This window comes from Cellulomonas sp. HD19AZ1 (genome assembly GCF_004535805.1).
GTDB classification, from domain to species: domain Bacteria; phylum Actinomycetota; class Actinomycetes; order Actinomycetales; family Cellulomonadaceae; genus Cellulomonas; species Cellulomonas iranensis.
Map to the genome: position 1 here is coordinate 383,667 of NZ_SPHX01000003.1, position 12,372 is coordinate 396,038.

The 12,372-nt window shown below is 74.4% G+C and carries 10 protein-coding genes; 2 read left to right on the plus strand and 8 right to left on the minus strand.

What is annotated here, in order from left to right:
- Positions 1 to 41: 41 nt before the first annotated feature.
- The 5 genes from E4A51_RS07950 to serS all read right to left on the minus strand — a co-directional run bounded on the left by E4A51_RS07950 (position 42) and on the right by serS (position 5,778).
- Complete coding sequence (locus E4A51_RS07950) at positions 42 to 980, minus strand: carbohydrate ABC transporter permease (protein WP_082131488.1); 939 nt, start codon at positions 978 to 980, stop codon at positions 42 to 44.
- Positions 977 to 1,954 (minus strand): carbohydrate ABC transporter permease, encoded by a 978-nt coding sequence (locus E4A51_RS07955; RefSeq protein ID WP_070320326.1) that lies wholly within the window; start codon positions 1,952 to 1,954, stop codon positions 977 to 979. The genes E4A51_RS07950 and E4A51_RS07955 overlap by 4 nt, the downstream gene beginning before the upstream one ends.
- Before the next feature lie 150 nt (positions 1,955 to 2,104).
- On the minus strand, positions 2,105 to 3,475 hold the full coding sequence (locus E4A51_RS07960; protein WP_307416503.1) for an ABC transporter substrate-binding protein: 1,371 nt from the start codon (positions 3,473 to 3,475) through the stop codon (positions 2,105 to 2,107).
- A 228-nt stretch (positions 3,476 to 3,703) separates the two neighbouring features.
- Positions 3,704 to 4,501: an HAD family hydrolase gene (locus E4A51_RS07965; RefSeq protein ID WP_046529375.1), complete on the minus strand. Its 798-nt coding sequence runs from the start codon at positions 4,499 to 4,501 to the stop codon at positions 3,704 to 3,706.
- Positions 4,498 to 5,778, minus strand: coding sequence for a serine--tRNA ligase (serS, locus tag E4A51_RS07970; protein WP_062100957.1), 1,281 nt, complete (start codon positions 5,776 to 5,778; stop codon positions 4,498 to 4,500). Before serS ends, E4A51_RS07965 begins: the two co-directional genes overlap by 4 nt.
- Positions 5,779 to 5,874: 96 nt before the next feature.
- Between serS and E4A51_RS07975 the strand changes: the two genes are divergently transcribed.
- Positions 5,875 to 7,014, plus strand: a complete 1,140-nt coding sequence (locus E4A51_RS07975) for a diacylglycerol kinase family protein (RefSeq protein WP_134851382.1) — start codon at positions 5,875 to 5,877, stop codon at positions 7,012 to 7,014.
- 64 nt (positions 7,015 to 7,078) lie between these two features.
- Here the strand turns inward: E4A51_RS07975 and pheA are convergent, their stop codons facing one another.
- On the minus strand, positions 7,079 to 8,044 hold the full coding sequence (pheA, locus tag E4A51_RS07980) for a prephenate dehydratase (RefSeq protein ID WP_134851383.1): 966 nt from the start codon (positions 8,042 to 8,044) through the stop codon (positions 7,079 to 7,081).
- A gap of 141 nt (positions 8,045 to 8,185) precedes the next feature.
- On the opposite strand from pheA, the gene E4A51_RS07985 reads away from it, so the two are divergent.
- Entirely contained in the window at positions 8,186 to 10,525 is a 2,340-nt protein-coding gene (locus tag E4A51_RS07985; protein ID WP_134851384.1) for a hypothetical protein, read from the plus strand.
- Here the strand turns inward: E4A51_RS07985 and E4A51_RS07990 are convergent.
- Positions 10,482 to 11,348 (minus strand): glycosyltransferase family 2 protein, encoded by an 867-nt coding sequence (locus E4A51_RS07990; RefSeq protein WP_255430546.1) that lies wholly within the window; start codon positions 11,346 to 11,348, stop codon positions 10,482 to 10,484. The two genes, E4A51_RS07985 and E4A51_RS07990, sit on opposite strands and share 44 nt — an antisense overlap.
- 96 nt (positions 11,349 to 11,444) lie before the next feature.
- Positions 11,445 to 12,269 (minus strand): DUF5926 family protein, encoded by an 825-nt coding sequence (locus E4A51_RS07995; RefSeq protein WP_070320331.1) that lies wholly within the window; start codon positions 12,267 to 12,269, stop codon positions 11,445 to 11,447.
- Between the last annotated feature and the right edge of the window lie 103 nt (positions 12,270 to 12,372).

The following is a 12,372-nucleotide window of genomic DNA, read 5'->3' on the forward strand; positions in this document are numbered from 1 at the left end:
GCCAGGCTACGCGGCGCCGTGCCCGCCCCCGGGCGTGCGGCTCACCCCTTGACGGACCCCGCGAGCAGGCCGCGGACGAAGTACCGCTGGAGCGACAGGAACACCAGCGCCGGCACGATGATCGACACGAACGCACCCGCCGACAGCAGGAACCACTGCGACCCGCGGGTCCCCGTGAGGTTGAACAGCGCGACGGTCATGGGCGCGACCGTGTTGGACGACCCGGCGAACGTCAGCGCCACGAGCAGGTCGTTCCACACCCACAGGAACTGGTAGATGCCGAACGCCGCGAGCGCGGGCTTGAGCAGCGGCAGCATGAGCCGGAAGAACACCGTGACGTGCGCGGCGCCGTCGACGCGCGCGGCCTCGATCAGCTCGCCCGGGATCTCCCGCATGAAGTTGTGCAGCAGGAAGACCGCGAGCGGCAGGCCGAACATCGTGTGCGAGATCCACACGGCCCAGAACGTGCCCGCCACGCCGATGTCGGCGTACAGCGTCAGCAGCGGGATGAGCGTGACCTGGATCGGGACGACCTGCAGCGCGAACACGGCGACGAACAGGGCGTCCCGGCCCGGGAACCGCATCCACGCGAACGAGTACGCCGCGAGCGTCGCGAGGAAGATCGGCAGCACGACCGACGGGATCGTGATGACGACCGAGTTGATGATGAACGGCAGCAGCGACTGCGACGAGTCGACCGCCATGACCGTCTGGTAGTTCTCGAGCGTGAAGTTCGGGTTCGTCAGGACGGTCCACCAGCCGGTCGCGTTGATGTCGGCCGCGGGCCGGAACGACGTGACGAGCAGCCCGAACGTCGGGATGGTCCAGATCACCGCGAGCACGACGGCGGCGAACGTCGCCCAGGGCGACGTCAGGCGCTTCTTCGTGGCCCGCAGCGTGGCGCCGACGTCGCCGCGCACGGTGCCGGCGTCGCTGCCGGCGGGTGCGACGACCTGCGGCGGGGGCGGGGTCGTGGTCATCGTGCCTCCGCTCGCCGCAGCTGCCGGACGTTGTAGACGATGATCGGGATCACCAGGATGAACAGCAGGACCGCGAGCGCGGCGCCGAGCCCCTGGTTCCCGGCCGTGAAGGACTGCGTGTAGAACTCGTTCGCGACGACCGAGGTGCCGTAGAGGCCACCGGTCATGGTGCGGACGATGTCGAACACCTTGAGGCACCCGATGGCGATGGTCGTGAGGACCACGACCAGGGTCGGGCGGATCGCGGGCACGGTGACGAACCGGAACATCTCCGTGGCGGTGACGCCGTCGAGGCGCGCGGCCTCGACGATCTCGGCGGGGATCGCCTTGATCGCGGCCGACAGGATCGTCATCGCGAAGCCCGCCTGGATCCAGATCATCACGACGATGAGGAACAGGTTGTTCCACGGCTGGTTCAGCAGGAACTGCTGCGGCGGCAGGCCGACCCACACCAGCAGCTGGTTGAGCAGGCCGATCTGGGCGGGGTTGTTGGCGACGGTCGGGTCGTAGAACCGGTACTCGTAGACGAACTTCCAGATGATCGACGCGCCGACGAACGAGATCGCCATCGGCAGGAAGATCAGCGCCTTCGCGGCGGCCTCGCCGCGTGCGCCGTTGACCCAGATCGCGTACAGCAGGCCGACCACGGTCGCGACGACGGGCGTGACGAGCACCCACAGCACGGTGTTGCGCAGGACCACGAGCTGGTCGGGCGAGCTGAACACCGCGGTGTAGTTGCTCAGGCCGACGAACGACGAGCCCGCCGCGTCGTACAGCGAGCGCACGACCGTGCGACCCGCGGGGTACACGAGCCCGACGAGCAGCAGCAGCACGGTCGGGCCGACGAAGAACCACGCGACGCGGCGGGCGCCGCGCCGTTCCAGCAACGAGACGACGAGCAGGACCAGGCCGATCACCGCGGCGAACGCCACGAGCGCCAGCACCATCGCGACGAGCTTGTCGGCGATGTTCATCGAGCCTCCCAGGGCAGGGGACCGTGGACGGGGGCGGGGCGCACGCGCGCACCGAGGATGACGGCCGGACCGTCCCACCACGCGGGGCGGGACGGTCCGGCCGCGGACCGGACGTGCGGGCCCGTCAGGACCCGCGCGTCACGTCACCCGTCACGGCCAGGCGGCCTCGATCTTGTCGAGCGTCTCCTGGGTGGACTGCCCCGTGATCCACGCGGTCGCCTCGCGCCAGAACGCGCCGTTGCCGACGGCGGCGGGCATCTGGTCGGAGCCGTCGAACCGGAACTCGGAGGCCGGGTCGAGCAGGATCTCGGCCGAGAGCTTGTCGATCGGGTTCACGAGGTTCGCGGTGTCGAGACCCTTGTTGGCGGAGATCCAGCCGCCGTTGGTCTCGTCGGACGAGGCCTTGGCCTTGAGGTTGGCCCACGTGTCGGTGGACCAGAACTCGAGGAGGGCCTGCACCTCGGGGCGGTCGGAGAACGCGGTGACGAACTCACCGGCGCCGAGGACCGGCTTGGTCGAGTCGTCCTTGGCGGGCAGGTAGAACGCGAACACGTCGCCGTCCTCGGCGATGTTCGTGCCCTCCGGGAAGTTCGCCGCGTAGAACGACGCCTGGCGGTGCAGCGAGCACTGGTCCTGCAGGATCGGCAGGCCCGCGTCCTGGAACGCGGTGGTGGCGATCGTCGAGACGTCGCCGAAGCCGCCGTTCACGTTGGCGGGGTCCTTGAGGTACTCGCCGACCATGTCGAGGGCCTCGGTCGGCACCTCGGAGTTGAACGCGATCTCGTGCTTGACCCACTGGTCGTACACGTCGCCGCCGCCGACGCGCAGGACGAAGTCCTCCATCCAGTCGGTGAGCGGCCAGCCCGTGGCCTCGCCGGACGCGATGCCCGCGCACCACGGCTTGTTGTTGCCGTCCGCGACGATCTTCTCGGTGAGGCTCTTGAGCTCGTCGAGCGTCTGCGGGACCTCGTAGCCGTTGTCCTTGAACTGCTTCGGCGAGTACCAGACGAGCGACTTCACGCTCGCGCCCGACGGTGCGGCGTAGAACGTGCCGTCGACGGACCCGAGCTCCTTCCAGGACGGGTCCCAGAACTCCTCGACGTTCTTGGCGACGCCCTCCGGTGCCGCCTTGACCGTGCCGGTCGCGACCAGCTGGGCCAGCAGGCCGGGCTGCGGGACGATCGCGATGTCGGGCGTGTTGCCCGCCTGCGCACGGACCAGGATCTGCTGCTCGAACTGCTTGTCGGCCTGGTAGTCGACCTTCGCGCCCGTGCACTCCTCGAACGGCTTGAAGGACGTGATGTAGGGCGTGTCCTCGGGCGCGACGATCCCGGCGTAGACCGTGATCGTCTTGCCGCTGAGGTCGCCGTACTGCTCGTAGTCGGCGCAGTCGACCGACCCGCCGGCGGTGCCGCCGGACGTCCCGGTGCCGCCCGGCGTCCCGCCCTCACCCGTGCTGCAGGCCGCGAGCGCGAGCGCCGCGACCGTCCCGGCGACCAGTGCGCCGGCACGCCTGTGCATGTGCCTCATCGATCCCCCAAAACGTCGTTGTCCTCCGATAACCGGCGCAACGACACAACGCCGTCCGGCGCGTCGTCGCAAGCAGGGCAGCGCTCGATTCGGTCACGATTCGGTCACGTCGCCCCTGAGGCACGTCGGAATGCGCTCACCTGGGACCTCGTGCCCACGGCCCCACGCACGCGGCGTGCTGGCCTGCGGCGGCGTCGCCGCGGGGTCGTGCAGGGCGCGTCAGCGCAGCACGCGCCGCAGCACCTCGACCGCGCCGTCGTCCTCGATCGTGCCCGTCACCTCGTCCGCCGCGGACCGCACGACGTCGCTCGCGTGGCCCATCGCGACGCCGCACGCGGCCCACCGCAGCATCTCGACGTCGTTCTCGCCGTCGCCCAGCGCGAGCGTCTCGTACGGCTCGACGCCGAGCTCGCGACGCACGTCCTCGAGCGCGCTCGCCTTGGTGACGCCGCCCGGCGTGAGGTCGAGCCACGCCGACCAGCCGACCGCGTACGTCACCTCGCGCAGACCGACGCGCTCGACCAGCGCGTGGAACTCCTCGGGGGTGCTGTCCGGCGCCCGCACCACGACACGCGTCGCCGGGGCCGCCGCGAGCTCGTCGAGCGTCGCGACCGTCTGCTCGCCCGTCAGCTCGTTCGGCGGGAACGGCTGCGACACCAGGAACCCCACGCCGAGGTCCTCGACCGCGAACAGCGCGTCCGGCAGCTCCAGCGCGAGCGTCCGCAGCGCCGGTCCGGGGTCGAACGTCACGGTGCGCACCAGCGCGTACCCGCCCGGCTCGTCGGGGTCGAGCCGCGCCGTCACGGCGCCGTTGGACGCGACCACGTAACCCGTCGTCAGGCCCAGGTCGGCCGCCACGCGCGTCGCCGAGTGCACCGCGCGCCCCGTCGCGACGACCACGTGCACGCCCGCCTCGACGAGCGCCGCGACCCCCGCGCGGACCTCCGCGGAGATCACGCCGTCGTACGACATGAGGGTCCCGTCGACGTCGAGCGCGACGAGGCGCGTGCGGCTCACCGCACCGGCTCCAGCACCTCGAGGCCGCCCAGGTACGGGCGCAGGCCCTCGGGGACCCGCACCGAGCCGTCGGCCTGCTGGTGGTTCTCCAGCAGCGCGACGATCCAGCGCGTCGTGGCGAGCGTGCCGTTGAGCGTCGCGACCGTGCGCGTGCCGTCCTCGGTGCGCTCGCGCACCCCCAGGCGGCGGGCCTGGAACGTCGTGCAGTTCGACGTCGACGTGAGCTCGAGCCAGCGCTGCTGGCTCGGCAGCCACGCCTCGCAGTCGAACTTGCGCGCCGCGCTGCTGCCCAGGTCGCCCGCCGCGGTGTCGATCACGCGGTACGGCAGCTCGGCGAGCGCGAGCATCTCCTTCTCCCACGCGAGGATCCGCCGGTGCTCGTCCGCGGCGTCCTCCGGGCGCGCCCACACGAACGCCTCGACCTTGTGGAACTGGTGCACGCGGATGATGCCGCGCGTGTCCTTGCCGTACGACCCGGCCTCGCGGCGGTAGCACGCGCTCCACCCGGCGTACCGCAGCGGACCGTCCGACAGGTCGACGATCTCGCCCGCGTGGAAGCCCGCGAGCGCGACCTCGCTCGTGCCGACCAGGTACAGGTCGTCGGCCTCGAGCCGGTAGATCTCGTCGGCGTGCGCGCCCAGGAACCCGGTGCCCGCCATGATCTCCGGCTTCACGAGGGTCGGCGTGATCGTCAGCGTGAAGCCGTTGCGCGTCGCGAGGTCCACGGCCGCGTTGAGCAGCGCGAGCTCCAGGCGCGCGCCGATGCCGGTGAGGAAGTAGAACCGCGAGCCCGAGACCTTGGCGCCGCGCTCGGTGTCGATCGCGCGCAGGCCCTCGCCCAGGTCCAGGTGGTCCTTCACGACGAAGTCCGGCCCGTACTCGGCCGCGAGGTCGCGCGGCGTGCCGACCTGCTCGAGCACGACGTAGTCGTCCTCGCCGCCCGCGGGCACGCCCTCCTCCACGACGTTGCCGATGCGCCGCGCGAGCTCGGTCGCGCGCTCCTCGGCCGCCGCCGCGTCGGCCTGCAACGCCTTGACCCGCGCCGCGAGGTCCTTGGTGTGCGCCAGCAGTGCCTGCTTCTCGTCGCCCGACGCCTGCGCGACCCGCTTGCCGAGGGACTTCTGCTCGGCGCGCAGCGTCTCGAACTCGGTGAGCGCGGAGCGACGACGCGCGTCCGCGTCGAGCACCTCGTCGACGAGGTGGGGGTCCTCGCCGCGCGTCACCTGGCTGGCACGCACGACGTCCGGGTCCTGGCGCAGGAGCTGCAGATCGATCACCCCCCGACCCTACCGACCCGGCCCCGGCGACCGCCCCCGGGCGCCCGTGGCGCGTCCCGGCCTGCGCCCGGGCCCGCACGGCCGTAGATTCCGGGCATGTCGTGGGTCGGGTGGGTGGCGGTCTCCGCCGGTGTGCTGGCGCTCGTGGCGGTCGCGCTGGGGCTGTGGGTCTACCGCCAGCAGGGCCGCCTGCGCGCGCAGGTGGCGGCCGTCGCGCCCGCCGGCGCCGACGCCGGGCAGGCGCCGCGCGGCCAGCTCGTCGCGTTCGTCGCCAACCCCTCGAAGCCCGACGTGACGTCGCTGCGCGCGGCCGTCCGCAAGGCCGCGAGCGAGCAGTACCTGCCGGAGCCCCTGTGGTTCGAGACGACCGTCGAGGACCCCGGCGTCGGGCAGGCGCGCGAGGCCGTGGCGGCCGGCGCCGACCTCGTCGTCGCGGTCGGCGGCGACGGCACCGTGCGCGCGGTCGCCGAGGCGCTCGCGGGCACCGGCGTGCCGATGGGCCTCATGCCCCTGGGCACCGGCAACCTCCTGGCCCGCAACCTCGACGTGCCGCTCAACGACCCGATCGGCGCGATGCAGCTCGCGCTCGACGGCCAGGACAAGCGCATCGACGTCGGCTGGCTGCGGGTCCTGCGGCACGAGTCCGAGATGGACGACGACGTCGCCGAGGCCGCGGACGACGAGCCGGCCGACACCGACGAGCCGCGCGACCACATCTTCCTCGTCATCGCCGGCCTCGGGTTCGACGCCGCGATGGTCGCCGACGCCGACGACCAGCTCAAGGCACGCATGGGCTGGATCGCCTACTTCGTCGCGGGGGTCAAGCACCTGCACGGCCGCCGGCTGCGCGTCCGGCTCGCCCTCGACGGCAGGCCCGCGCAGCAGGTGCGGCTGCGCAGCCTGCTCATCGGCAACTGCGGGCGCCTGCCCGGCGGCATCACGCTGCTGCCCGACGCGGTGCTCGACGACGGCGTGCTCGACGTCGCCGTCATCGACACGCGCGGCGGCATCGCCGGCTGGGCTCAGCTGCTCGGCGAGGTCGTGCTGCAGGGCGTCGGCGTGCGCAACGAGCTGCCCAACAAGATCGGCCGCATCGACCACGCCCGCGCGCGCGAGCTGCACATCGAGGTCGCGGGCGGCGAGCACGTGCAGGTCGACGGCGACATCGTGGGCCGCGCGCGCGAGCTCACGGCGCGCGTCGACCCCGGCGCGCTCGTGGTGCGCGTCGCGCGCTGACGCCCGTCGCAGGCCGGGGCAGGTCGGGCGTCGGGCCGAGCCCGACCGCGCCGGCCCGCGCTCGTCAGGTCGCGTCGCCCGCCCGCAGCCGCGACAGCCAGCGCCGCGCCTCGACGAAGTCGGCGTCCGCCGTGCCCACGTGCACGAGCGGCGCGACCGCGTCCGCGCGCGGGTAGGACCCGAGGAACCGCACGTACGGGCAGCGCCGGTGCAGGCCCATCAGCACCTCGCCCATCCGCTCGTCGGTGACGTGCCCCTCGGCGTCGATCGAGAACGAGTACCGACCCAGCGCGTCGCCGATCGGGCGCGACTCGATGCGCGAGAGGTTCACGCCGCGCGCCGCGAACTGCTCGAGCATCGCGAGCAGCGCACCCGCCTCGTTGTCGGGCAGGTGCACCACGAGCGTCGTCTTGTCGGCCCCCGTCGGCGCGGGCACCTCCCCCGGCGGGCCCACGACGACGAACCGCGTGAGCGCCGACGGGTTGTCCGCCACGCGCTCGGCCAGCGGTGCGAGCCCGTACGTCGCGACGGCCGCGGGCGGCACGAGCGCCGCGTCGAACGCGAGCCCCCGGGCCGCGTCCGGGTCCCCCGACGCGAGCGCGTCCGACAGCAGCGCCGCCGGCGCCGTGTTGCTCGTCGCCGGCACGTGCACCGCACCCGGCACGTGCGCCGCGAGCCACCGCCGGCACTGCACCCACGCGTGCGGGTGCGCCGACACGCGCCGCACGTCGGCCAGCCGCGCCCCCGGCGCGGCGACGAGCGTGAACTGCACCGGCACCAGCACCTCGCGCAGCAGCACGAGCGGCTCACCCGTCGCCAGGGAGTCGAGGGTCGCGGTCACGCCGCCCTCCGCGGTCGACTCGATCGCGACCACCGCACGGTCGGCGTCGCCCGAGCGCACGGCCGCGAGCGCCGAACCCACGTCCGTCTGCGGCAGGTAGACCGCGTCGTCGCTCGACGCGACCTGCCGCAGCGCCTCCTCCGTGAACGTCCCCGCCGGCCCGAGGTACGCGTAGCGCAGCACCGTCATGCCCACTCCCTCCGCACGTCGTCGCCGTCGAGGCCCGCGTGCGGCGGACCTGTGCACGCGCCGCGAGGGCTTCGCGTCCGCTCGGTGCGCGGCCGCGCCCGCGGCGCCGCCGAGCCTAGTGCCCGCACGTACGCTGGGTCGGTGCCCCGGACCCTCCGCGCGCTGACCGCTGCCCTCGTCACCGGCCTCGCCCTCCTCGTCGCGGCGCCCGCGCACGCCGCCGAGCCGGACGCCGCGCCCGGGCCCGTCGTGCTCGTCGGCGTCGCCGGGCTGCGCTGGGACGACATCGGGTCGCTCACGACGCCCGCGCTGTGGGGCCTGTCCCGCGCGGGATCCGTCGGCGACGTCACGACCCGCTCGGTGCGCTCGCGCGCGTGCCCCGCCGACGGCTGGCTCGCCGTCTCCGCCGGCAACCGCGCCGCCGACCTGCCCGCCGAGGACGGCACGTGCCGCACGCTGCGCGACCCCGGCGAGTCCGGTCAGGTCCCCGGCTGGGAGGACTACCGCGCGGCCGCCGCGGGCGAGTCCTACCGCGCGCGCCTCGGCCTGCTCGGCGGCGAGCTCGAGCGGTCCGGCACCACCGCCACCGGCATCGGCCCGGGCGCCGCGATCGCGCTCGCCGACGCCGACGGCGTCCCGGTCGGCACGCACCTGCGCATGCCCGCGCAGCAGCGCGACCTGCAGCGCGCGGTGCGCGAGGCCGCCGCGACCTCGCAGCTCGTCGTCGTCGACGCGGGTGTCGTCCGCGACCCCGGCTGGGCGACCGCGGCCCGCCCCAGCACCCCCACCCCGACCGTCGCGCCGGGCGAGGAGGAGGACCCCGGGCTCGGCCTCGGCGGCACGCAGGAGCTGCCCGGGTCCGAGTCGATCGTCGAGCCGACGCGCGCGCAGCAGGCCGTGACGATCGACGCGCACGTCGACGCCGTGCTCGACGGCCTGCGCGGCACGGACGCGACCGTGCTCGTGGTGTCGTTGGCCGACTCGGGACGCGTCGCGCTGCAGCTCGCCGCCGCGACCGGACCGCGCCCGGGCGGTGACGCCTACGGCGCGAGCCTGCTCACGTCGGGGTCCACGCGGCAGCAGGGGCTCGTGCAGACCGTCGACGTCACGCCGACCCTCCTGTCGCTGCTGGGCCTGCCCGACGTGCCCACGATCCCCGGTGCGCAGATCGTCCCGACGCCCGGGCCCGCGACCGGCGGCGCACGCGTCGCGCGCGTGCTCGACATCCAGGAGGAGGCCAGCGCGATCACGCGCGTGCACGGCGCCTTCTCGGCGCGCATGGTGCTGAGCCAGGCCGCGCTGTTCCTCGTCGCGGCCGTGGTGCTGCTGCTGCGCGGGCGCACCGACCGCGCACCGCTGCGTCCCGCGCTGAGGGCCCTGCAGGTCGCCGCGCTCGCGCTCGGCGCCGCCCCCGTCGCGTCGTTCCTCGCCGGGACCGTGCCGTGGTGGCGCGCCGACCGGCCCGCGACCGCGTTCTGGGCGGTCGTGGTCGGCTGGGTCGCCGTCGTCACGGCGGTCGCCCTCGCCGGGCCGTGGCGGCGGTACGTGCTCGGGCCGGCGGGCGGGGTCGCGGGGGTCACGGTGGGCGTGATCCTGGTCGACGCCGTCACGGGCTCGAACCTGCTCGTCGACTCGCCGCTCGGTGCGCACCGCATCCTCGCGGCGCGGTTCTACGGCATGAGCAACCAGGCGTTCGCGCTGGTCCTGGCCGCGGGCGTCCTCGTCGCCGTGGTCGTGGCCGACGCGCTGCTGCGCCGCGGGCACCGCCGGGCCGCTGTCGCAGCGGTCGCCGGGATCGGGCTGGCGATCGTCGTGGTCAACGGCTCGCCGTCGTGGGGCGCCGACTTCGGCGGCCCGCCCGCGCTGCTCGTCGCGTTCGCGATGCTCGCGGTGGCCGTCAGCGGCCGTCGCGTCTCGTGGCGGACCGTGCTGATCGTGTGCGCCGTCGGCGGTGCCGTCGTGCTGGGCTTCGCGTACCTCGACTGGCTGCGCCCCGCCGCGGACCGCACGCACGTCGGCCGGTTCCTCGACACCGTCATCGACGGCGGCCTGTGGGACGTGGTCTGGCGCAAGCTCTCGGTGAACCTGCGGGTCCTGACGTCGTGGCGCTACCTGGTGCTGGCGATCGGCGGCGTCGCTCTCGTGCTGCTCGTGCTCGTGGGCCCGCGCCCGCGGCGCGGCGCGCTGATGGGTGAGGGGTCGCCCCTGGCCGGCCTGCAGCGCGCGGTCCCGCTGCTGCGGCCGGCGGTCGCGGCCACGGGTGTCGCGCTCACGGTCGGGTTCCTCATGAACGACTCGGGCATCATCGTCCCGGCCATGGGCATCGCCGTCGCGGTGCCGTGCCTCGTGGCCGCCGCCGCGCAGTGGCGGCTCGACGCGGGCGCGGACGACGTCGACGCGACCGGGCCCGGCGCGACGCCCGACGGCGCCGCCGAGGTCAGCGCTCGGCCGGACGCTCCCGAGGGGTCGTCGCCCGCTTGAGCCCGCCGACCGCGGCGCGTGCGCGGCGCGCGTTGACGGCGATCTGCACGTCGCGGTACTGCGCCGCACGGTGCAGCTGACCCTTGAGGTCGGAGCCCGACGGACGGTGCCGCAGCTCGCACGGCACCTCGAGGACCCGGAAGCCCTGCCGCAGCAGGTCGATCGTCATGCCCGTCTCGACGCCCCAGCCGCGCGCGAGCGGCGTGGCCGCCTCGAACGCCTCCCGCGTGAGGCAGCGCATGCCCGACAGCGGCTGCGTGGGGGTCCACCCGGTCATCGACGCGATCGCGCGCCGCGCGGCACCGACGACGATGCCACGCCCGCCCGCGCCGGGCTGCGGCGGCAGCAGTGCGATCGTCAGGTCGGCGACGCCCTCGAGGACCGGCGGCACGAGCGGCGCGGTGTTGACGGCCGTCTCGGCGAGGTCGCCGTCGATGAACAGCAGGTGCCGCGGCGCCCGGTCCGGTGCGTCGCGCATCGCGACGACAGCGGCGCCCGTCTCCATCGCTGCGGCCTTGCCGCGGTTGTGCGAGTGCCGCACGACGACCGCACCGGCCTCGCGCGCGACGTGCTGCGTGTTGTCCTCCGAGCCGTCGTCGACGACGAGCACGAGGTCGACGTACGGGATCGCCCGGGCGGCGCGGACCGTCGCCGCGATGCGGCGCGACTCGTCCTTCGCCGGGATGATCACGGCGACCCGCTGCCGCGGGGGGCGGGCGGTGCGCGGCGCGGGCGCACGGCGCTCCGCCGTCGGGGGGGTCGCGGTCGCGTCGTCGGTCGCGTCGGCCCCCGGTCGGACGCCCTCGCTCCCCGTGCCAGTCACGGTGACCACCCTATCGACCGCGGGAGGGTGGTCGCCTCACGAGCGACGGGCCCGGGCGCGCACCGCGCGCCCGGGACGGTCCTGGTGAGCGGCAGGTCAGCGCAGCGTGACCTGGCGTGCCACGAGGCCCGCGCGGGCGCGGCGCGCGTCAGCGTCGAGCGGGGCGTCGTCCGCGAGGGCCGCGGCGAGCGCGGGCGCGAACGCCTTCACGCCGTCCTCGACGTCCTCGGCCTCCGAGCCGCGCGCGAGCTCCCACACCGGGACCACGATGCCCGCGGCGCGGAAGTACCCGATGAACTTGTGGCCGTCGAACCCGGACTCCCGGCGGCCGTGCAGGCGCGCCAGGCCGTCGAGCACGACCTGCTCGTCGTCGGCCTGCGCCCAGCGCAGGTACTCGCGCGCCCCCATGCGGCACCAGTACGCGGACTCGACGGACGCCAGCCGGCGCGTGTCGACGATGCCGGCATCGGCGTCCTCCATCGCGGCCTGCAGGTCGGGCGTGATCTCGGTGCTGGGGTCCAGCCAGTACGCGAAGCTCTCCTGGACCGTGACCTCGAACGGGACGGTCGGGTCGAGGACGTCCTGCAGGCGGGGGCCGGGGGTCGGCAGGCCGATGGTCTCGATCGCGGTGCCCGGCTCGGCGTCGAGCGCGAGCAGCAGGGCCGTCGCGACGTCGCGCGACGCGTCGCCCGAGCTCGTGCCCGTCTGCAGCGCGACGAGCACGACGCCGTCGGCGCGGTGCAGCGCCGCCCACGAGTTCGGCAGGATCGTCGTCACGAGGACGTCACGCGCGCCGTGCTCGGCGGTCGTGCGGACCGTCGCGGTCGCGGCGGGCACGAGCTCGCGCATCGCGACCCAGTCGGGCTCACCCGGGAGCCCCTCGAACGGGCGCAGCACGAACTCGGTCGTCTTCTTGGCCATGCGCGCCAGCCTAGCGAGTCGGTGCCCACGACCCTGCGCCGGTCCGCCCACCCACCGAGCCCCCCCGACCCCGGACCGGGGCGGTGCACGGGTGGTCCGAGCA

Bases quoted from the DNA above. Each gene is read 5' to 3' on its own strand.
- E4A51_RS07950 (WP_082131488.1), bottom strand. From the start codon at position 980: ATGACCACGACCCCGCCCCCGCCGCAGGTCGTCGCACCCGCCGGCAGC.
- E4A51_RS07995 (WP_070320331.1), bottom strand. From the start codon at position 12,269: ATGGCCAAGAAGACGACCGAGTTCGTGCTGCGCCCGTTCGAGGGGCTC.
- E4A51_RS07960 (WP_307416503.1), bottom strand. From the start codon at position 3,475: ATGCACAGGCGTGCCGGCGCACTGGTCGCCGGGACGGTCGCGGCGCTC.
- pheA (WP_134851383.1), bottom strand. From the start codon at position 8,044: ATGACGGTGCTGCGCTACGCGTACCTCGGGCCGGCGGGGACGTTCACG.
- E4A51_RS07955 (WP_070320326.1), bottom strand. From the start codon at position 1,954: ATGAACATCGCCGACAAGCTCGTCGCGATGGTGCTGGCGCTCGTGGCG.
- E4A51_RS07975 (WP_134851382.1), top strand. From the start codon at position 5,875: ATGTCGTGGGTCGGGTGGGTGGCGGTCTCCGCCGGTGTGCTGGCGCTC.